The 22301-nt window shown below is 40.2% G+C and carries 23 protein-coding genes; all 23 read left to right on the forward strand.

The annotated features are described in order from the left end of the window. Positions 1–63 precede the first annotated feature (63 nt). The 23 genes from rpiB to KI363_RS07580 all read left to right on the forward strand — a co-directional run bounded on the left by rpiB (position 64) and on the right by KI363_RS07580 (position 22221). Entirely contained in the window at positions 64–534 is a 471-nt protein-coding gene (rpiB, locus tag KI363_RS07470; RefSeq protein ID WP_158320704.1) for a ribose 5-phosphate isomerase B, read from the forward strand. After that, positions 531–1082, forward strand: a complete 552-nt coding sequence (locus KI363_RS07475; protein WP_158320705.1) for a TIGR01440 family protein — start codon at positions 531–533, stop codon at positions 1080–1082. The genes rpiB and KI363_RS07475 overlap by 4 nt, the downstream gene beginning before the upstream one ends. 198 nt (positions 1083–1280) lie before the next feature. Then, positions 1281–2516 (forward strand): serine hydroxymethyltransferase, encoded by a 1236-nt coding sequence (gene glyA, locus KI363_RS07480; RefSeq protein ID WP_158320706.1) that lies wholly within the window; start codon positions 1281–1283, stop codon positions 2514–2516. Positions 2517–2806: 290 nt separating this feature from the next. After that, a complete protein-coding gene (gene upp, locus KI363_RS07485) occupies positions 2807–3436 on the forward strand; it encodes a uracil phosphoribosyltransferase (RefSeq protein ID WP_158320707.1) in 630 nt (209 codons plus the stop codon). A 131-nt stretch (positions 3437–3567) separates the two neighbouring features. Then, positions 3568–4710 (forward strand): non-hydrolyzing UDP-N-acetylglucosamine 2-epimerase, encoded by a 1143-nt coding sequence (gene wecB / locus KI363_RS07490; protein ID WP_158320708.1) that lies wholly within the window; start codon positions 3568–3570, stop codon positions 4708–4710. Positions 4711–5146: 436 nt separating this feature from the next. Continuing rightward, positions 5147–5524: an ATP synthase subunit I gene (locus KI363_RS07495; protein WP_158320709.1), complete on the forward strand. Its 378-nt coding sequence runs from the start codon at positions 5147–5149 to the stop codon at positions 5522–5524. Between the two features lie 22 nt (positions 5525–5546). After that, the gene (gene atpB, locus KI363_RS07500) at positions 5547–6260 is read left to right on the forward strand and encodes a F0F1 ATP synthase subunit A (protein ID WP_158320710.1); all 714 of its coding nucleotides are present in this window, start codon (positions 5547–5549) and stop codon (positions 6258–6260) included. 62 nt (positions 6261–6322) lie between these two features. Next, positions 6323–6535, forward strand: a complete 213-nt coding sequence (gene atpE / locus KI363_RS07505) for a F0F1 ATP synthase subunit C (RefSeq protein ID WP_057982634.1) — start codon at positions 6323–6325, stop codon at positions 6533–6535. A gap of 205 nt (positions 6536–6740) precedes the next feature. Then, the gene (atpF, locus tag KI363_RS07510; RefSeq protein WP_158320711.1) at positions 6741–7247 is read left to right on the forward strand and encodes a F0F1 ATP synthase subunit B; all 507 of its coding nucleotides are present in this window, start codon (positions 6741–6743) and stop codon (positions 7245–7247) included. 2 nt (positions 7248–7249) lie between these two features. Further along, positions 7250–7786 carry a F0F1 ATP synthase subunit delta gene (locus KI363_RS07515; protein ID WP_212965990.1) on the forward strand — a complete coding sequence of 179 codons (537 nt, stop codon included), beginning with the start codon at positions 7250–7252 and terminating at the stop codon, positions 7784–7786. A gap of 32 nt (positions 7787–7818) precedes the next feature. Then, positions 7819–9327, forward strand: coding sequence for a F0F1 ATP synthase subunit alpha (gene atpA / locus KI363_RS07520; RefSeq protein WP_212965991.1), 1509 nt, complete (start codon positions 7819–7821; stop codon positions 9325–9327). A 227-nt stretch (positions 9328–9554) separates the two neighbouring features. Then, a complete protein-coding gene (locus KI363_RS07525; RefSeq protein WP_212965992.1) occupies positions 9555–10412 on the forward strand; it encodes a F0F1 ATP synthase subunit gamma in 858 nt (285 codons plus the stop codon). Positions 10413–10445: 33 nt separating this feature from the next. Beyond that, entirely contained in the window at positions 10446–11867 is a 1422-nt protein-coding gene (gene atpD / locus KI363_RS07530; protein WP_158320715.1) for a F0F1 ATP synthase subunit beta, read from the forward strand. An 18-nt stretch (positions 11868–11885) separates the two neighbouring features. Beyond that, entirely contained in the window at positions 11886–12287 is a 402-nt protein-coding gene (locus tag KI363_RS07535; protein ID WP_158320716.1) for a F0F1 ATP synthase subunit epsilon, read from the forward strand. A 148-nt stretch (positions 12288–12435) separates the two neighbouring features. After that, on the forward strand, positions 12436–12669 hold the full coding sequence (locus tag KI363_RS07540; RefSeq protein ID WP_212965993.1) for a DUF1146 family protein: 234 nt from the start codon (positions 12436–12438) through the stop codon (positions 12667–12669). 300 nt (positions 12670–12969) lie between these two features. Then, complete coding sequence (locus KI363_RS07545; protein ID WP_212965994.1) at positions 12970–13680, forward strand: YwmB family TATA-box binding protein; 711 nt, start codon at positions 12970–12972, stop codon at positions 13678–13680. A gap of 32 nt (positions 13681–13712) precedes the next feature. Further along, the gene (murA, locus tag KI363_RS07550; RefSeq protein WP_212965995.1) at positions 13713–15023 is read left to right on the forward strand and encodes a UDP-N-acetylglucosamine 1-carboxyvinyltransferase; all 1311 of its coding nucleotides are present in this window, start codon (positions 13713–13715) and stop codon (positions 15021–15023) included. 630 nt (positions 15024–15653) lie between these two features. Then, positions 15654–16670 carry a stage II sporulation protein D gene (gene spoIID, locus KI363_RS07555; protein WP_158320720.1) on the forward strand — a complete coding sequence of 339 codons (1017 nt, stop codon included), beginning with the start codon at positions 15654–15656 and terminating at the stop codon, positions 16668–16670. 649 nt (positions 16671–17319) lie between these two features. Then, the gene (gene spoIIQ / locus KI363_RS07560) at positions 17320–18198 is read left to right on the forward strand and encodes a stage II sporulation protein SpoIIQ (RefSeq protein WP_158320721.1); all 879 of its coding nucleotides are present in this window, start codon (positions 17320–17322) and stop codon (positions 18196–18198) included. Between the two features lie 466 nt (positions 18199–18664). Next, positions 18665–18952: a sporulation transcriptional regulator SpoIIID gene (spoIIID, locus tag KI363_RS07565; protein ID WP_158320722.1), complete on the forward strand. Its 288-nt coding sequence runs from the start codon at positions 18665–18667 to the stop codon at positions 18950–18952. 384 nt (positions 18953–19336) lie between these two features. Continuing rightward, complete coding sequence (locus KI363_RS07570) at positions 19337–20338, forward strand: rod shape-determining protein (RefSeq protein ID WP_158320723.1); 1002 nt, start codon at positions 19337–19339, stop codon at positions 20336–20338. A 242-nt stretch (positions 20339–20580) separates the two neighbouring features. Then, the gene (locus KI363_RS07575; RefSeq protein ID WP_212965996.1) at positions 20581–21366 is read left to right on the forward strand and encodes a flagellar hook-basal body protein; all 786 of its coding nucleotides are present in this window, start codon (positions 20581–20583) and stop codon (positions 21364–21366) included. A 33-nt stretch (positions 21367–21399) separates the two neighbouring features. Beyond that, positions 21400–22221 carry a flagellar hook-basal body protein gene (locus KI363_RS07580; protein WP_212965997.1) on the forward strand — a complete coding sequence of 274 codons (822 nt, stop codon included), beginning with the start codon at positions 21400–21402 and terminating at the stop codon, positions 22219–22221. The last annotated feature ends 80 nt before the right edge of the window (positions 22222–22301 follow it).

The following is a 22301-nucleotide window of genomic DNA, read 5'->3' on the forward strand; positions in this document are numbered from 1 at the left end:
GTATTATGATGATCAGACCGTTTATATAAGAACGGTCCTTACTTTTAAGGAGGCAATCTAAAAATGAAAGTAGCACTAGCGTCAGACCATGGTGGAATTCATATTCGTGAAGTAATTCGTGAATTATTAGAGGAACTAGGAATAGAATATCAAGATTTCGGTTGCGATTGTGAAACATCTGTTGACTACCCTGATTATGCAATGCCTGTAGCTGAAAAGGTAGCGAATGGTGAATTTGATCGTGGGATCCTAATTTGTGGAACAGGCATTGGTATGAGTATTTCAGCTAATAAAGTAAAAGGAATTCGTTGTGCGCTCGTACATGACGTTTTCAGTGCTAAAATGACCCGACTCCATAATAATAGCAATATGTTGGCTATGGGAGAAAGAGTCATTGGGGCAGGGCTAGCTAGCGAAATTGCCAAGACTTGGCTATTGACTGAATTTGAAGGTGGACGGCATCAAAATAGAATTGAAAAGATTAACAAGTATGAGGAAATAGAAGCCTCTTCGGGAAGTGAAAAAGGGGAATGAGCAACGATTCTAGAGGTAAGTGGATCCAAGAAGTGGATCAGCTTATACAAGGTTGCAAAGAACATTTTCAACTTGGACGAGGAGACGTTCTAGTTATTGGGTGTTCAACATCAGAAATTATCGGCGAAAAAATTGGAACATCCGGCACAATGGAGGTCGCATCGGTTCTATTTGAAGCGCTCCAAAAATATGCAAATGAGGAACACTTCGCACTAGCCTTTCAGTGTTGTGAACATTTAAATAGGGCTTTGGTTATAAATAAAGAGATTGCTGAAAAAAAGGGTTGGGAAAGGGTATCTGTTATCCCGGCTCCTCATGCAGGAGGCTCCATGGCAACCTATGCTTATCAACATCTCAAAGATCCCGTTGTAGTAGAATCTATACAAGCTAATGCGGGGATTGATATAGGGGATACTTTTATTGGCATGCATTTAAAACCCGTCGCGGTTCCAGTGAGAATAGAACAAAAGAAAATTGGACATGCTCATGTCACGAGCGCTATCACTCGGCCGAAATTAATAGGTGGAGCACGGGCTATTTATGAATAGTAAATAAATTCTTTAGCCGTTCCTCCTATTGAGGCACCCCCTCTTTCTTAAAACCTGAACATTATTTGGTTTTTAGATGGGAATGTTAAGAAATAACGGAAGATAATCCAAATTTTTGTTTGCAAGGATTTTTTTACATGGTAGAATAAGAAAGAATATCCAAAAGTTGATTCGGTCAAATAATAGGGGGAATGAGAAATGAGCATCATTGCCAAACAAGATCCACAGTTGTATGAAGCGATTCAAAATGAATTAAAACGTCAACGAACAAAAATTGAACTCATTGCATCAGAAAATTTTGTGAGTCCTGCTGTGATGGAAGCTCAAGGTTCTGTCCTAACGAATAAATATGCGGAAGGATATCCGGGCCGTCGTTATTATGGTGGTTGCGAATATGTAGACGTCGCCGAAAACCTTGCTCGGGATAGAGCGAAGGAAATCTTTGGAGCAGAGTATGTCAATGTTCAACCACATTCAGGAGCACAGGCCAATATGGCTGTCTACTTTACGATTCTAGAGCCAGGTGATACGGTGCTTGGAATGAATCTTTCACACGGCGGCCATCTCACCCATGGAAGTCCTGTCAATTTCAGTGGCGTTTTATACAACTTTGTAGAATATGGTGTAGACGAGGAAACTCAATATATTAACTACGAGGATGTTCGTCAAAAAGCTGTGGAACATAAGCCGAAATTGATTGTTGTTGGAGCCAGTGCTTATCCTCGGACAATCGATTTTAAGAAGTTTCGTGAGATTGCAGATGAAGTTGGTGCATATTTAATGGTGGATATGGCACATATAGCAGGCCTTGTCGCGACTGGCCATCATCCAAACCCAGTTCCTTATTCCGATTTCGTTACAACGACCACTCATAAAACATTGAGAGGCCCTCGTGGTGGAATGATTTTATGTAAAGAGGAATTCGGTAAGAAAATCGACAAATCTGTTTTCCCTGGCATTCAAGGTGGCCCACTTATGCATGTGATTGCAGCTAAAGCAGTAGCTTTTGGTGAAGTATTGACAGACGAGTTTAAAACATATAGTCAGAATGTGATTGATAATGCAAAGCGTCTTGGTGAGTCCCTTAAAAAAGCAGGATTAAAACTCGTTTCAGATGGCACAGACAATCATTTGCTTTTAATTGATCTTCGTTCGGTTGGATTAACAGGAAAAGTAGCAGAAAAAGTATTAGATGATATTGGCGTTACGGTGAATAAAAATACTATTCCTTTTGATCCAGAAGGTCCGTTTACAACGAGTGGAATTAGAATTGGTACACCTGCGGTAACATCCCGTGGTTTTGGACTGGAAGAAATGGATGAAATTGCTTCGATTATTGGATTGGTTTTAAAGAATCACGAAGATGAAACCAAGTTAGAGGAGGCGCGCCAACGTGTAGCGGACCTCACAGCAAAATTCCCATTATATGAATAAATTGGAAATCCGCTTCTCTTTTTAGGGGGCGGATTTTTACTATGCAAAATTGCTCCTGGCTGGTTTTATCGCAAGTAAACCTGAGAACACCAAAAATTACGAATGCTTATTTCTTTAGTCGATTTCAAACAAATGGAACATACTAAACCTATGCAAGAGGATTCAAAAGGAACTTCTAATTATTTCCCTTGCTCTACCACTTCCTTTTCTGTAAAATAATCAAGGACTGTTGAAGCTAAGGCAAAAAATCAAATAGGTTCGGCAATATTTAAATTTAAAGGAGAGATACCATGGCCAAAGTATATGTGTTTGATCACCCTCTCATTCAACATAAACTTACATATATTCGGGATAAGAACACGGGGACAAAGGAATTTCGGGAGCTTGTAGATGAAGTAGCAACTTTAATGATGTTTGAAATTACGAGAGAAATGTCCCTTCAAGAAGTTATGGTAGAAACGCCTGTAGCTTCTGCGAAAGCTAAGGTGATATCTGGGAAGAAGCTAGCAATTGTGCCAATTCTTCGCGCTGGAATTGGGATGGTAGACGGAATACTAAATCTTATTCCTGCTGCAAAGGTAGGCCATGTTGGTCTTTATCGTGATCCTCAAACACTTAAACCTGTAGAATATTATGTGAAATTACCAAGTGATGTTCAGGAGCGAGAATTAATTCTCGTCGATCCTATGCTTGCAACCGGTGGTTCAGCCGTTGCTGCGATCGATTCTTTAAAAGCGCGTGGTGCTAAAAATATTAAATTCATGTGTCTCATTGCTGCTCCGGAAGGCGTCGAAGCGATGAAAAAGTCTCATCCAGATGTAGATATATATATTGCGGGATTAGACGAAAAACTTAGCGAAAAAGGCTATATTATTCCGGGCTTGGGAGATGCCGGTGATCGTTTATTTGGAACGAAGTAATGAACGTAAAAATTAATCCAGGTGGAGAATCTGCCGGGTTAATTTTTATATAGAGGCCTGAAACCGTTTGAATGATAGCACTCATTAATCGGGTATAGGCACTTTTCTAAGGTGAAGGAAGTGATTTGAAAATGGAGAAGAAAATCAAAGTCATGTCTGTTTTCGGGACAAGGCCAGAAGCGATAAAAATGGCTCCGTTAGTTTTAGAACTTCAAAAGAGAGTCACTCAATTTGAATCGATTCTAACGGTAACAGCCCAACATCGCCAAATGTTGGATCAAGTTTTAGAGATATTTGCTCTCCATCCTGACTACGATTTAAATATTATGAAAGATCGGCAGACATTAATTGATATTTCCACTCGAGGGTTGACGGGATTAGATCGAATTATGAAGGAAGCAAAGCCGGATATTGTGCTTGTTCATGGGGACACTTCGACGAGTTTTATCGCTAGTTTAGCTGCTTTTTACAACCAGATAGAGGTAGGTCATGTGGAGGCAGGTTTAAGGACTTGGAATAAGCTTTCGCCGTTTCCAGAAGAAATTCATCGACAATTGACAGGTGTATTGGCGGACCTGCATTTTGCGCCAACCGAGGCCGCTGCAAATAATCTATTGCAGGAAAATAAGCGGAGTGAAAGCATCTTTGTTACAGGGAACACAGCGATTGATGCCTTACAAACGACCGTGAAGAAAAACTATCATCACGAAGTACTTGACCGAATTGGTGAGGACCGACTTCTTCTCGTGACCGCGCATAGGCGCGAAAACCTGGGTGAGCCAATGAAAAATATGTTCCGGGCGATTAAAAGAATTGTGCAACAGCATTCCGATGTACAAGTCGTTTATCCTGTTCACCTCAATCCGGTCGTTCGGGAATTAGCTGAAGAAATATTAGGGGAAAACAAGCGTATCCATTTGATTGACCCTTTAGATGTGATTGATTTTCATAATTTTGCCGATCGAGCTCACTTAATTTTGACAGATTCCGGTGGTGTTCAAGAAGAAGCCCCTTCCCTAGGTGTTCCAGTTCTTGTGCTTAGGGATACAACAGAGCGGCCAGAGGGTATTCAAGCAGGGACCTTAAAACTTGCAGGAACAGATGAGGATAAGATTTATGAGTTTGCGAATGAATTACTGACGAATCAAGAGGAATACAATAGAATGGCTCATGCCTCTAATCCTTATGGAGATGGGCGAGCTTCTGAAAGAATTTGTGAGGCTATTTTATATCATTTTAATCAAAGTCTGAAAAGACCAGAAACCTTTGAGTAAAGGGTGTTAGGGTGATTGTAGATCGAAGTCACTAAATGCCAAAAATAAGGAAAGAATTTTATGGTAATTTTGTGAACAAATTTAGAATAAAATAAAAACATTGTATCCTAAATTAATAGAAAATCAATTGACTTTGATATAGTGCTATTGTATGCTGAAAAAGGCTGTAGATAAACAGTCAAATCCACGTAATATTAGGCAATGGGACCACTTACATATAGGGGTTCATTTTCTGTGTATAAGGTCATACCTTTTACGCACATTATGTCGTAGTTCGTCGAATCAGAATCTCAGTTAGATGTGATCTTTATTCCATTTTACTAAGTAAAAATAGTAGAGATCTAAGTAACGTTTTTCTGGTGGTCGGCAAGCTTTCGCCATTCTGCTGTTTTTCTACAGGTTAGCCTCCAAGCTCACGACTTTGGGAGATATCTAAATGTCAGAACTTCAACAAGTATTTATTAGACATTGTAAATATATGCTCTATTTTCTAGCCATCTATGTATTAGGCTGGGGATTTACAGAATATAAAACTATATTTATGGGTCTAATTTTAGGGACCTCCGTAAGTCTCTACAATCACTGGAATCTTTATCGAAAAACAAAAAGACTTGGACTGGCTGTTACAGAGGGAAAAAAGGTATATGGTATGGGAATGTTGATACGAATGGCTGCTGTCATATTAGCCGTTTATGTGGCAATGAAATTCCCTGATGTATTTCATTTGATAAGTGTTATAATTGGAATAGTGACTGCTTATGCAGTTATTATGATAGATTTTATTGTCCAGCAAATTTTCAAATCCCGAAAGTAATGGGAAGAGAGGTGAATCTGATTTGGAAGAACATGAAGCACCATTAGTCAAGATAGCGGGGCTTTGGTTTAACCTTTCCAATGTGTTAATGATTACCGTTACGGCTCTGATCGTCATTCTTATTGCTGTGATTGCCACAAGGAAACTAGAAATGAAACCAAGGGGCATGCAGAACTTTATGGAATGGATTATGGATTTCGTAAAAGGTATTATTAATAGTAATATGGATTGGAAGACAGGTGGTAACTTTCATCTACTAGGGATCACGCTACTCATGTTTATCTTTGTAGCGAATATGCTAGGGTTACCAGCAGCTGTCGTTGTTCATGATAATCTTTGGTGGAAATCACCAACAGCTGACCCCGTCATAACCTTAACACTATCCGCGATGGTGATCGCTTTATCACATTATTACGGTGTGAAAATGAAAGGATTCAAAGAGTATGGGAAGGATTATTTTAGACCAGTAGGATTTATGTTTCCTTTTAAACTTATTGAAGAAGTGGCCAATACGATTAGCTTGGGGCTACGTCTTTACGGTAACATCTATGCCGGAGAGGTCTTGATCTCTTTATTAGCACTTATGGCTTCTACTGGAATAGTAGGCACAATTGGTGGTTTTATACCACTCATGGTATGGCAAGGATTTAGTATTTTTGTAGGTGCACTACAGGCCTTTATTTTTACAATGTTAACGATGGTTTACATCTCACATAAAGTGAGTTCCGACCATTAATATATACCCGTTTTAAATAACGGAAAACATATTTTTTTATATAAACGAGGAGGAAAATAATAATGTATGCAATCTCAGCAGCAATCGCAATTGGTTTATCAGCTCTAGCAGCGGGTCTTGGTAACGGTATGATCGTTTCTAAAACAGTTGAAGGTATGGCACGTCAACCAGAAGCACGTGGAATGCTTCAAACAACAATGTTTATCGGTGTCGGTATCGTTGAGGCGATTCCGATCATGGGTGCCGTTATTGCATTTATGCTTCAAGGAAGATAATAGATGCTCCATTTGCCGATGAGGCGGTCCATTTACATGATGTAGTAGACGCCTATCTTTGAGTTGGCGGAGTTCATTACTAGATGAAAATGGCGAAGCTTACTTAAAAACTTCGCCATTGCTTTATTTACAAAATGTAAATGTTAGTTTTTGAACCATGAATTTGAAAAAAGTTGCCTTGATTTTGAAGGGAGTGAAGCATAACGTGCTTGCAAAAAGTTTAGTGCTAGGACAGGCTTTTAATGGTGGAGATATTGCATTCACCTTGATAGCGTTCTTAGTATTATTGTTCATACTTAAAAAAGTTGCTTGGGGCCCATTAATGGGTATCATGATCAAGCGTGAAGAATATATTGCCACTGAAATTGAAGAGGCAGAAAAAAGTCGAGTTGAATCCAATAAATTGTTGGAAGAACAAAAAGAATTATTAAAACAGGCTCGACAAGAAGCACAAGAAATGATTGACAACTCCAAACAACATGGAGAGGTACAACGTGAGGAAATTGTCCAATTAGCGAAACAAGAGGCTGAACGTTTGAAAGAATCCGCACGTATTGAAATTGAACAAGAAAAAGAACAGGCAATCGCTGCTTTGCGTGAACAAGTGGCCTCATTGTCTGTCATGATTGCTTCGAAAGTAATTGAAAAAGAATTGAATGAAGAAGATCAACAAAAACTGATCGATGAATATGTTCAAAGGGCAGGAGAGTAAGCATGAGCAAAAATGTTGTTGCTGAACGCTATGGTTTAGCCTTATATCAACTAGCCAAAGAACAAAATCAAGTGAACAAATGGGAAGAAGAAGTTCGTGTTGTGCGTAAATCGGTGAAGGACAATCCAGATTTAATTACACTACTTTCTTCTCCTAATCTCACGATTCAGCAAAAGAAAAATGTTGCGAAAGAGGTTTTTGCTAACCTATCTCCAAGCATCGTAAACACAATCATGCTTTTAATTGATCGAAATCGCCAAGATCACATAGTAGATGTGGCAAGTTCTTTTATAGAATATGCGAATCAAGATCATGGAGTGGCAGAAGCAACGGTTCATTCTGTACGAGCATTAACAGCATCAGAAACAGAAGCCATTTCAGCAACATTTGCAGCAAAAGTAGGGAGACGCTCTTTAAATATCGAAAATATTGTCGATTCTGATCTCCTTGGCGGAATTAAGGTAAGTATAGGAAATCGTATTTTTGATGGAAGCCTTCGTGGGCAATTAGATCGTCTTGCAAGAACATTAACGACTTGATGAAGTCTTTTGAAAAATGAGGGGTGAAATTCATGAGCATCAATGCTGAGGAAATCAGTGCGCTGATAAAAAAGCAAATTGAGAATTATCAGGCTGATATGGAAGTAAGTGATGTTGGTACAGTCATCGAGGTCGGGGATGGTATTGCCCGCGTATACGGACTGGACAATGTCATGGCAGGAGAACTGATTGAGTTCTCTAATGGCGTCATGGGTATGGCGCAAAACCTTGAAGAATCGAATGTCGGGGTAGTAATTCTAGGGCCTTATACAGATATTCGGGAAGGTGATCAAGTTAGACGTACAGGACGGATTATGGAAGTCCCAGTCGGGGAAGAATTAATTGGTCGTGTCGTGAATCCACTTGGACAACCTGTAGATGGACTAGGTCCGATTAATACAACGAGAACACGCCCAATCGAATCACCAGCACCTGGTGTTATGGATCGTAAATCGGTTGATGAGCCACTGCAAACGGGAATTAAGGCGATTGATGCGCTTGTACCGATTGGTCGTGGACAACGTGAATTAATTATCGGGGACCGACAAACAGGAAAAACAACAGTAGCAATCGATACGATATTAAACCAAGCAGACCAAAACATGATTTGTGTATACGTAGCGATTGGCCAGAAAGAATCAACGGTTCGTGGAACAGTTGAAACGTTGCGTAAGCATGGAGCATTAGATTATACGATTGTTGTTACAGCTTCTGCTTCACAACCTGCACCGCTATTATACTTAGCGGCATATGCTGGGGTAACAATGGGAGAAGAATTCATGTACAACGGTAAACATGTTCTAGTTGTATATGATGACTTATCCAAGCAGGCAGCTGCTTACCGTGAGCTTTCACTATTACTTCGCCGTCCACCAGGTCGTGAAGCCTATCCAGGGGATGTTTTCTATCTTCATTCCCGCCTCTTGGAACGTGCTGCGAAACTTAGTGATGCGAAAGGCGGGGGCTCTCTCACAGCTCTACCATTTGTTGAGACGCAAGCAGGAGATATTTCAGCTTATATCCCTACAAACGTGATCTCCATCACAGATGGACAAATTTTCTTACAGTCTGATTTGTTCTTCTCAGGTGTGCGTCCTGCTATTAATGCCGGGCTTTCCGTATCTCGTGTAGGGGGAGCGGCACAAATCAAAGCAATGAAAAAGGTAGCAGGTACTTTGCGTCTTGATCTTGCTTCCTATCGTGAATTAGAATCCTTTGCTCAGTTTGGCTCAGACCTTGATAAAGCAACTCAAGACAAATTGGCACGTGGCCAACGAACTGTTGAAGTGTTGAAACAGGATTTGAATAAACCAATTAAAGTTGAAAAACAAGTGATGATCCTATATGCACTGACGAAAGGATTTCTTGATGATATTGCTGTTCACGATATTCTTCGCTTTGAAGACGGCTTATCTGCCTGGCTGGATCATAACCGTGCAGATCTTTTGGAAGAAATCCGTACGACTGGAGCACTTCCAGATGATCAAAAAATGGCGGATGCCATTAACACATTTAAGAAAACATTTGCTAAAAGCGAATAAATATATATTTAGTTTAAGGGAAATGGCTCCAAGCATAAATGGAACACATTTTTGATTATAGTGTGTGTTCAAAAAGGAGGATTTTTTACCGAGGCCTGCAGGATGTAGGTCACAAAGGCGTGGCGATTGTTGTAGCGAAATTAGCCTTTGATCCTCACGCTTTTCATCCTCTTATATGTTCCATTTATGTGTGAGTCCAAAATACTGGGAAAGGATGGTGAACTTAGATGGCCTCCTTACGGGATATTAAATCTCGCATTACCTCCACTCAAAAAACGAGTCATATTACAAAGGCAATGCAAATGGTTGCTGCTGCTAAACTGAACCGCGCTGAAATGAATGCAAAGTCATTCGTGCCCTACATGGAAAAAATTCAGGAAGTGGTCGCAAGTATTGCTTTAGGTAGTAGCGATGTGACTCACCCGATGTTAGAATCGCGTCCAGTGAAGAAAACCGGTTATTTAGTGATTACAGGTGATCGGGGATTATGTGGTGCCTATAATAGTAGTGTCCTACGCGCCGTAAATAACAAAATTCGGGAACGTCATAAATCGAAAGATGAATATGCCATTATCGCGATCGGCCGTATGGGACGAGACTTTTTCCTGAAAAATGATATGAATGTTGTCTTGGAGATCAATGGATTACCAGACCAACCTAATTTTTCCGATATTATGGAGATTACAAATAAAACTGTTGCAATGTTCTCTGATGGGACTTTTGATGAGTTGTATATGTATTACAACCATTTTGTAAGTGCCATGACCCAGGAAGTAACGGCTAAGAAGATACTTCCACTTAACGAGATTGCTACCTCTACAAAACTGATGTCATATGAATATGAACCATCTCCAGAGGCCATTTTGGAAGTATTGCTCCCTCAGTATGCTGAGAGTCTAATCTATGGGGCACTTCTTGATGCGAAAGCTAGTGAACATGCGGCAACGATGACAGCTATGAAGAGTGCTACAGATAATGCCTCTGATCTTATTGATGAATTAACATTGTCTTATAACCGTGCTCGCCAAGCGATGATCACCCAAGAGATCACCGAAATCGTTGGTGGAGCTGCAGCTTTAGAATAATATTTTACATGAACCCAGGTAGGAGGGGAAAAGATGAACAATGGACAGGTTCTACAAGTAATGGGACCGGTCGTGGATGTGAAATTCCCAAGCGGCCAACTCCCTGACATCTATAATGCGCTTAAAGTATCGTATAAGGCGCAGACAGAATCTGAAGTGAATATTGATTTAACATTGGAAGTAGCCCTTCATCTAGGCGATGACGCTGTCCGTACAATTGCGATGGCATCTACAGATGGGGTACAGCGTGGTATGGAAGTTATTAACACGGGTGCACCTATATCTGTACCTGTTGGTGATGTGACACTTGGACGAGTTTTCAACGTGTTAGGAGAAAACATCGACCTTGATGAAGCACTTGGCAGTGATACACGCCGAGACCCAATTCACCGTGATGCACCAAAATTTGACCAGTTATCAACAGAAGTTGAAATCCTTGAAACAGGGATTAAAGTAGTTGACTTACTTGCCCCTTACATTAAAGGTGGAAAAATTGGTCTATTTGGTGGAGCGGGTGTAGGGAAAACAGTTTTAATTCAGGAACTTATTAATAATATTGCTCAAGAACATGGGGGTATCTCTGTGTTTGCTGGAGTTGGAGAGCGTACGAGGGAAGGAAATGACCTTTACTACGAAATGAAAGACTCTGGCGTTATTAATAAAACAGCGATGGTCTTTGGACAAATGAATGAACCACCAGGAGCACGTATGCGTGTAGCTCTAACGGGACTAACAATGGCAGAATATTTCCGTGATGAACAAGGACAAGATGTTCTGTTCTTTATTGATAATATTTTCCGCTTTACTCAAGCAGGTTCTGAAGTTTCAGCCCTTCTAGGCCGTATGCCTTCCGCTGTTGGTTATCAACCTACACTTGCAACGGAAATGGGGCAATTGCAAGAACGTATTACATCAACCAATGTGGGCTCTGTTACATCCATCCAGGCAATTTATGTTCCGGCGGATGACTATACGGATCCAGCACCTGCGACGACTTTTGCCCACTTAGATGCAACAACAAACCTTGAGCGGAAACTTTCCGAAATGGGGATTTATCCTGCGGTGGACCCACTTGCCTCTACTTCTCGTGCCTTATCCCCTGAAATCGTTGGGGAAGAGCATTATGAAGTTGCACGTCAAGTTCAACAAACACTTCAACGTTACCGAGAGTTGCAAGATATTATTGCAATTCTAGGAATGGATGAGCTATCTGATGAGGACAAATTAATTGTTGCTCGTGCGAGAAGAATTCAATTCTTCTTATCACAAAACTTCCACGTGGCAGAACAATTTACTGGACAACCAGGCTCATATGTTTCTGTTCAAGATACGGTAAAAGGGTTTAAAGAATTGTTAGAAGGTAAATATGACCATCTGCCTGAAGATGCGTTCCGTCTTGTTGGACCGATTGAAGATGCGATTAAAAAAGCACAAGAAATGGGCGTAGAAGTTTAATAATAGGGAGGGAAAGTCATGAAGACATTGCAAGTTCATATTGTCACTCCCGATGGCCCAGTTTTTGATGGCGATGTCGAGATGATCACCACGAAGGCTGAATCCGGAGAACTAGGTATTCTTCCTGGCCATATTCCGATGGTTGCGCCCTTACAAATTGGTGCCGTTCGCCTCAACAAGGGCAATGAGACAGAATTTGTTGCAGTCAATGGCGGTTTCGTTGAAGTACAACAAGAGAAAGTTACGATATTAGCGCAAACGGCTGAAAAAGCGGACAGCATTGATATTGCCCGTGCGGAGGAAGCGAAGAAGCGTGCGGAAAGCCGCTTACAAGGAAATCAGGATGATGTGGACTTTAAGCGCGCACAGTTGGCATTGAAAAGAGCAATGAATCGTATAGATGTTTATAAACATCACTAAAATATAGGCATGTAATTTAGATAATCTAACACCTTCTGATCGTTTGATTAGAGGGTGTTGATTTTTAGGCAACAGGAAGTTGGTCAGAACAGCGTTGCGACGTATGCCTTGCGCTGTTAGTTTGTTCAGATAATGGAGGTAGTATTAAATGCTTGAGAATTTAGGCCAACAGGCATTAATCAATATCTTTTCACATTTATTTTTCATTGGCATAGCATTCATTGCCTTACAAGCTCTTCATTTTGATAAATTACTTAGAGGTAATCGAGTTTTTCAGGCAAGACTACTATATGTCCTTTTAACGATCGTAATTGGTTCTACCGTGAGTAACTTTTTTCTTGATTATTTGTATTGGTCAAAGCAGTTACAATTACTTTTTTAGTGTTATATAATGTTATCCATCGGTCGTTGTTGAGCTACTAACTCATGTCTTCCCACGTGTGTCTCCATCTATCTATCATGACAACTTGCAAACAAAATATGTCCAATTCTTGACAAGTATTATTTTTATTGAATAATGGTCCTTTTTACCTGTTTGCAAACCGAAATCTTTTGTATATCATTTGTAATGATGTGTGCGAATTTTGTCGGATCTAGTAGTCATTGTTCGTCTAATCTTGCGTTATGTTATATGTATGACTCTTCCCCTAAAGGAAACAATGGTAGTAAGGGGGAATGGAGCATGAAAACAAACATTTACAAGATTTTGATTATGACTGGCTTATTTGCTTTTTGTTTCATTTTAATTTTTAATGGGAATAAGTTAAGTGCGAAGACAAATATAGAAGATCTTCAACAATTAGCGAGTTCAGTTAAAAAAGCAGATGGAACGATTATTGAATGGTCTCTGTATGCAAGAGAATCTGTTCAAGTTTTGAATGTGGATCAATATATACTTCAATATCCAGAGATGGAATGGACGGTTGGAGAGGATTCCTTAATAGGAACATTAAACACTGGTACATATAGTGAAACCATTCAGATCATGAACAATCAACATAATAACACTCCATTTATTTCATACGAGCTATCGGGAACAGACTGGGACGAAGACACTGGGTTGCAAGCTTCGGAAACCGCTAGCCATCGTATGAAGACCCTTTTTAATGGTGAACCAACTTTATTCTCTTGTATTAAAGGCGAATTCAATCATAAAATAGATGAATTTACCGAACAATCTTTAAATACTTTTATGCAATCTTTACAGGCAAAGGAAATTGAATCGATTACCGAACATAATTTTCGATCCATTTCAGCATATTCCTCTCTTTTCACCCAAACTTTAGCATTAACGGAACAACAAATGAATATACAATTGGGCTTGAGAAATAGTGAATTGGACAATGGAACGACTTTTGTGATCGGCACACCCATCTTGACGATTGAATATTAATATAAGGACTACGGACGCGGAGGGGAATTCTCTTGGAAAAAATCATCGTCCGCGGCGGTAACAGATTGAATGGCACAGTAAAAGTTGAAGGAGCTAAAAATGCCGTTCTTCCAGTGATCGCTGCATCATTATTAGCAAGTGAGGGAAAAAGCATCATTCGGGATGTTCCATCTCTCTCCGATGTATATACAATTGGCGAAGTTTTACGCCATCTCAATGCTAATGTAGAATTCGAAAATAAAAAGATTACAGTTGATGCCACGGATCATCTAAATATTGAAGCTCCATTTGAATACATGCGTAAAATGCGAGCCTCAGTACAAGTAATGGGACCATTATTAGGTAGAATTGGGAAAGCGAGAGTTGCTTTACCAGGAGGCTGTGCGATTGGCTCCAGACCGATTGATTTACATTTGAAGGGCTTCGAGGCAATGGGAGCAAAAGTGAAGGTAGACAACGGTTTTATTGAAGCGACAGCTGATCGTTTAACTGGAGCAAAAATCTATTTGGACTTTCCAAGTGTTGGAGCGACGCAAAACATTATGACTGCGGCGGTGTTGGCCAAAGGAGAAACCATTATTGAGAACTGTGCGAAAGAACCAGAGATTGTGGATCTTGCTAATTTCCTCAATAAAATGGGGGCTCAAGTGAAAGGTGCAGGAACAGGTACCATTCGTATTGAAGGTGTTGAAAAGGTTTATGGTGCCGACCATACGATTATACCTGACAGAATTGAAGCAGGCACTTTCATGGCCGCTGCAGCCATCACAGGCGGAAATGTCTTTATAGAGGGTGCTGTCCCAGAACATTTATCGTCTGTCATCGCTAAATTGGAAGAAATGAATGTAATGTTTAACGAAGAACCAAATGGAATCCGAGTAATTGGTCCAGAACGCTTAAAAGCAGTTGATATTAAAACAATGCCACATCCAGGTTTTCCGACAGATATGCAGTCGCAAATCATGGCATTGCTTTTGTGTGCGGAAGGCACAAGTCTTATTACGGAAACAGTATTTGAAAATCGGTATATGCATGTGGAAGAATTTCGCAGAATGAATGCTGATATTAAAATTGAAGGGCGCTCTGTTATTATCACGGGTCCATGCAAACTGCAAGGAGCAGAGGTGTCAGCAACAGATCTCCGAGCAGCTGCTGCACTAATTTTAGGCGGCCTCGCGGCTGACGGCTACACTCGTGTCACAGATTTACATCATTTAGATCGTGGCTATTTAGACCTCCATCTGAAACTTCGTGCTCTTGGTGCTGATATTGAAAGGGTTACGGATCAAGTAGAGGTAAAAGAAGAGGAAGTCATTCCGGCAAACGTGAAGGAAATATTATAACGCTAAACACAAATAAACCTGAATTCTTGAGGAGATCATTTATTTCTCATGGGTTCAGGTTTATTTATATACTTTCATGTCTACATCCCTGTTCAGGTCAGTGGGGTATGTGTGATCAGTGACGTTCCACCCAATCTTGCTGCCAACCTATAGGTGTACGCAAGTTATACATATCGTTCAATCGATAAAAATATAGCCTTTTTCTTATAGAGGATGTTCAAAAAGTCCGGTAAAAATGACACTGCGAATTTCTTCGTTGGCTTGCTTCTCCGCTCCTTGGAAAAGAAAACCACTTTTCCGGCGTGCGATGCGGATTCGGGGAAGCTTTCCTTGTGCTCATGTATCAGGATAATGATCTTCTGCTAAATTCGCCCACGTCCTGTGGGCAACGCAGAAGTCAGTACATCCTATACAAGTCCGCTGCTCGAAGGCTTCGCCGCCTCGAACTTTCGACGTACAGGATGTACTAGTGTCGGCGTTGCTGACAGGACGTCAGCGCCTTTAGCCGACTTGGTCCTTTTTATCCTCCTTTTTGGACACGCACTTATAGACATAAATGCTTGTCCTAGCCCATATACATGGAGAAGAACGAACAGTTATTTTAACAAAATGGATATGGAGGAAAGGCAAATGAAATCAATCAAACCCATTCTTATTTCTGCTACACTTTTAATTACTCTAACGTTCATCATCCCCTCCTTACTCGTGTTATTTTCAAAAGATGAAAAAGCCGTAGTTCAGGAAGAAGTAAAAGGCGATTCTCCTAAAGAAGAAGCGGAGGTCCCAGAGCCAGATGTAGCTGTGTTTCGTGATGCCTCTAAAGAAATTGAGACTTTTCCATTAGAAGAATATGTGACTGGGGTTGTAGCGATGGAGATGCCTGCTGACTTTGAAGTAGAAGCCCTTAAAGCGCAAGCCTTAGCGGCAAGGACATATGTTGTAAATTTTTTACTGCAAACAGATGAAAAGTCAGTTCCAGAAGGAGCAAATATTACCGATACAGTGACTCATCAGGTTTTCAAAGACCGGGATGAGTTGAAAGAACTGTGGGGAAAAGACTTTGATTGGAAATATAAAAAAATCGCTGAAGCCGTTCAAGCGACAAAGGGAGAAATCCTTACTTATAAAGACAAACCCATTACCGCCTCCTTCTTTTCAACTAGTAATGGATACACGGAGAACGCGGAAGAGTATTGGAAAGATAAAATCCCGTATTTGAAAAGTGTTGAAAGTCCCTGGGATAGTAAAGCACCTAATTTTGAAAGTGTGAAAAAAATACCAGTTAAGGAATTTGAAAAGCTATTAGGTGTAAGCATAGGCAGTCAAAAGGAAGTGGGAAAGATTACGAGCAAGACCTCGGGAAATAAAGTAGCAACGGTTCAAATTGCGGATAAAACATTCTCTGGACGAGAAATTAGGGAGAAACTGGATCTTCGTTCAACGGACTTCCGTTGGATACGGGAGGGTGATTCGATCACCATCACGACAAAAGGTTACGGGCACGGTGTTGGGATGAGTCAATATGGTGCGAATGGGATGGCACAAGCAGGAAAGAATTATCGAGATATTGTGAAACATTATTACCATGATATCCATATATCTGAAGCGAACCAATTATTTGATAAACAATATGCGTATAACTCTTAGGAGAAAATCGAAGGAAAACCAATTTAAGGGGATGCGTGGAGTGCGGCCGTCCCCGTATTGATTGAAAAAGGGAGAAAGGGGGGCGGCGTGGAGTGTGGCCGTCCCCGTATTGATTGAAAAAGGGAGAAAGGGGGACGGCGCCGAGTGTGGCCGTCCCCGTATAGATTGAAAAAAGGAGAAAGGGGGACGGCGCGGTGTGTGGCCGTCCCCGTATTGATTGAAAAAGAGAAAAAGGGGGACGGCGTGGAGTATGGCCGTCCTCGTATTGATTGAAAAAGGGAAAAAGGGGGACGGCGTGGAGTGTGGCCGTCCTCGTATTGATTGAAAAAGAGAAAAAGGGGGACGGCGCCGAGTGCGACCGTCCCCATAATGATTGAAAAAAGGAAAAAGGGCGACAGCGGTGTGCGTGGCCGTCCCCATATTGATTGAAAAAGGGAAAAAGGGGGACAGCGCATAGCCTGGCCTCTCCTATTCTTAAAAAAAGTAAAAGAAACAGACCGTCCACGATATCTAAATTGACTGTACTTTTACCCAATTTCTAAAAAAATGCATAAAAAAATCGTTTTGTCGAAAAATAACTGGATAAAATTTTTTAGACAAGTATAATATTTTCATTTCCTGTTCAGAATGATTGACAGAGGTGATGAAAATGAGAGAGGAAGAAAAGAATCAATCTTCTCAATGGAAAAAAGTCCTAAAAAAGCGGTGGGTATATCCAGCAATTTATCTAGCCAGTGCAGCCTTGATTATATCTGGAATTTTCTGGTTCCAGGCGGCGAATAAAAAAGTAGCTGATCCGCCAAGTGTGACAGAAAATAATACAGATGATTTACTAGGCAGCAAAAATAATGAAGATGCAGTCGAGGTTACACAATCACTTGAAAATGTAGACATGCCTGTAGCGAATGAGGATGATGTGGAGTACATCACGGAATTTTTTGATATTAATGCATCTGAAGAAGAGCAGGAAGCAGCACTTATTGTGGATGGAAACAAATATCATCCTAATCTTGGAGTAGATATTGCTAAAAAGGATAACAAAGAGTTTGATGTTCTCGCTGCTTTAAGTGGGAAAGTTACAGCGGTCCGCGATGATTCTTTGCTAGGAAATGTCATTGAAATTGAACACGACAAAGGCATTACAACTGTATATCAATCTGTAAAGAATATTAAGGTTCAAGTAGGAGACTCTGTTAAGCAAGGAGACGCATTAGCAACTGCTGGTACAAGTCAACTAAATAAAGAGGCAAAAACACATTTGCATTTTGAAATTAGGAAAGACAATCAAGCTGTGAACCCGCAAAGCTATTTTGGACAACCTGTTACTTCTCTTGAAAAGGAATCTAAAGTTGAAATTCAAGAAAAAGAACAAGCTGATGAAAGTTCAAAAATGGACGAGGAAACTGACACTGAAAGCGAAACTGGTTCTAATATGGAAGAATCCGATGATCAAGCAAAAAAAGATGATCAAATGAATACGAGTGATGAACCAATGGAAGAAACTTCAAATTTAGAAATTCAAGAGTAACTCACATAAAAAGACGAGTCCGGAGTCTATTCGGATTCGTCTTTTTCTTTGGATATCTTCCGTCATTTCTCGGGAAATAATGGCATTCATTTTGCGAAAAATAGCGGAAAATAAACCACTGAACGGGGCAGCTTACCAAAAGAAAGTCAGCTCTTGAACACTTATCTTAAACACCTATGATTATTACGAATTTAGGCATATATTTGCCATTAGGCCAATAAGTATATACAAACTGTACAAAATATTGTGAGTGTTTGAGGTGAGTGATCGTTCATTGGCATCCACATTTCGTTGAAGACATGCTTAGGTCCAGAAAAAGAGAAGGCTTTCAAATAAAGAATTCACTAAACAAATACCAGTTGCGAAAAGGGTGAGATAAACCTAGCGCGAGCAGATGTAGAAATGATATAAAAAAGACGAGTCTCATTTCACACTCCTCACATCCAATTTGGGGAGGGCGAGAGGTGTGCACGATTACATCAAAGAGCGAACAATCAAGATCGGTAAATATATCGTGGAGACAAGAAAAACAGTTCGTGTCATTGCGAAGGAATTTGGAGTATCAAAAAGCACGGTTCATAAAGATCTAACAGAAAGACTACCTGATATTAATCCTGACTTAGCAAATGAAGTAAAAACCATTTTAGAGTATCATAAATCAATTAGACATTTACGAGGAGGAGAGGCGACAAGACAAAAATATAAAAAGGAAGATGAAAAAGAAGAGCAATCAAAGATGGAGGTGATCAAATAGAGACGATCAAGTAAATTTTTCGCATTATGCAGGTGGATGCATGGTAATATGCTCCATCTGTTTTTATATTTCATTAATCATGCATTTCGAACCATTTTTGGAGCATTTAAGTATTCGATAGCGCTATTTGTCACTGAAATTAAAATTTGCTTGAATTATTTCTAAAAACCTACGTATTCATTGGAGGATTGTGGTAAAATAAGCAATTAGGGAATATTATATGGTGAGACTTTTTACCTGCTTACTCTATAACAAAACCCAACGGTATATTTCACCGTAAAATAGGAACTTAGTCTGCTTTTTTAGGCATTGATTTTTAAAAATACAAACTACAAATGACAAATAGCCCGTACGAGGGATTGAAATTAGAAAGAAGGGAAAAGGATGTTTGCAAAGGATATCGGTATCGATTTAGGAACGGCAAATGTATTAATTCATGTAAAAGGGCAAGGGATCATCCTAAATGAACCCTCCGTGGTCGCAATTGATCGCAATCAAAATAGAGTATTAGCTGTCGGAGAGGAAGCTAGGCAAATGATCGGAAGAACGCCAGGAAATATTATGGCGATTCGTCCATTAAAAGATGGTGTTATCGCGGATTTTGATGTGACAGAAACGATGCTCAAGCATTTTATACATAAGTTAAATGTAAAAGGTTTCTTATCCAAACCAAGGATTTTAATATGTTGTCCAACAAATATTACGAGTGTTGAGCAAAAAGCAATTAGGGAAGCTGCGGAAAAGAGTGGTGGTAAAAAGGTTTTTCTTGAAGAGGAACCGAAAGTCGCTGCAATTGGGGCAGGAATGGATATATTCCAACCTAGTGGTAACATGGTTGTGGACATTGGCGGTGGAACGGCCGATATTGCTGTTCTCTCTATGGGCGACATTGTGACATCTTCCTCCATCAAAATGGCTGGAGATAAATTCGATCAAGAAATATTAAATTACGTAAAAAAACAATATAAATTATTAATTGGAGAACGTACGGCAGAAGACATCAAAATTAATATCGGTACTGTATTTCCAGGTTCTCGCAAGGAAGAAATGGATATACGGGGTCGTGATATGGTTTCTGGTCTTCCTAGAACCATTACGATTCATTCTAAAGAAGTCGAAGAGGCTCTCCATGAACCCATTGAGACTATTGTGCAATCGGCTAAAATGGTTTTAGAAAAAACTCCACCAGAGCTATCAGCTGATATTATTGACAGAGGCATTATGTTAACGGGAGGCGGAGCTCTTCTTCATGGAATGGACGAACTGTTAGCTGATCAGCTAAAGGTACCTGTCCTGATCGCAGAACATCCAATGGATGCAGTCGCAATGGGAACAGGCATTATGCTTAAAAATATAGATCTTGTGACACGCCGAACGATCATTTAACGAACTTAAAGTGTCTGTTCAAAAAGGAGGATAAAAAGGACCAAGAAGTTCGAGGCGGCGCAGCCTTCGAGCAGCGGAATGTATGCATTTAGATACATGAGCAGCGGAGAAGCAAGCCAACGAAGAAATTCGCAGTGTCATTTTTACCGGACTTTTTGAACATCCTCTTAAAAGGAATGTTCACTCTGTCGATATAAGAAGTATTAATAAATGCAAAACGATAAAGGTGTGTGAAGGTTTATATGTTGAGAGGTTTATCTACAGCAGCATCCGGAATGTACGCACAGCAACGCAAGACAGATCTAGTTACGAATAATTTAGCCAATATGAATACTCCTGGATATAAAGAGAGTCAATCTGCCATACGGGCATTTCCAGAAATGCTTCTGCAAAAAGTAGGTGGGATCGAAAAGCCTAATCTTCCTAAAGAAGTGGGGACGATCAATACGGGCGTGTACATGCAGGAAACACTGCCAAGATATGTACAAGGTGACCTTCATCAAACAAACGAAAACACTGATTTAGCTCTTACAAATGGACCAAATGGTACCGTGTTTTTTACAGTGGAAGATCAAAATCAGGTCAAGTATACACGGAATGGCCGCCTTGTCATAGATGAAGAAGGAATATTATCGACAACAGAGGGGTTCCCTGTTTTGGATCGACAAGGGAACCAGATTACTTTAGACAATGATCAATTCACCGTAACATCAAACGGGGTGATTACGATGAATGGTAATCAAGTTGCCCAGTTAGGGATTGCATTAACAGATGACCCTCAAGAACTTATTCAAGAAGGAAATGGCCTTTTACGTACAGAAGAGGGGGCTGGAGAGCTTCCATTTGCCGATCAAGAGCCTTTTAGTGTTTCTCAAGGTTTTTATGAACGATCGAATGTAGACCCATCTCGAGCGATGACCGAGATGCTTAGTGCTTATCGATCATTTGAAGCCAATCAGAAAATTGTACAGGCCTATGATAGAAGCTTAGATAAAGCCGTGAACGAAGTCGGCAAAGTGAATGGGTAACCTGAGGTTTAAGGGCTAAAGGAGGGGTCATAGATGAGTCATATGATGTCAACTGCAGTAAATACAATGAATCAATTACAAAAACAATTTGATCTGATCAGTCATAATATTAGTAACTCCCAAACAACCGGTTTTAAAACGCAAAATGCTTCATTTTCTGAATTAATGGTTCAATCTATTAACAATCAGTCTGCTGAAGAGAAGGAAATCGGGAGAATATCGCCCTTAGGCATTCGCCAAGGAGTCGGAGCGAGGGTGACAAAACTGCCGATCAGCATGCAGCAAGGTTCGTTAAAAACAACTGGTCGACCATTGGATATTGCATTTACGAGTCCAAATCAGTTCTTGAAAGTATCTGATGAAGGTGCACTCAGGTTTACAAGAAATGGTGCTTTATATCTGATGCCACTAGATAATCAACAAGGCACCCAGCTTGTAAATCAGGATGGCCACCCTATTCTTGATGAGAACAACAATCGCATTGTTTTGCCGAATGATATAAGCAATATTCAAATCAATGACCATGGCCAGTTTACGGCAGAAGGATTATCGGCTCCCATTCATTTGGGGATTATTGAAGTAAAGAAACCACAATTACTCGAACAAAAAGGGGATTCCTTACTTGGTCTTCCGGATGACCTCAATGTCGAGGCAGGGGAGATCTATACGGATTTAACGGGGGATGCTGGTCTACGAGGGAATATCAGGATACAGCAACAAACCCTTGAAAATTCTAATGTAGATGTTGGTGCGGAACTGTCGAATATGATGATAGTCCAACGTGCTTTACAGTTTCAATCCAGATCGATTTCTATATCAGACCAAATGTTGGGAATTATCAACAATATTCGTTAAAATATGATATGATAAAGTGAAACTTTTATTCGAAGGGACAAATCTTCTAAAGATGCATAGGTTTGTCCCTCATTCAATAC

Source organism: Lederbergia ruris (genome assembly GCF_018332955.1).
Lineage (GTDB): Bacteria > Bacillota > Bacilli > Bacillales > Bacillaceae_C > Lederbergia > Lederbergia ruris.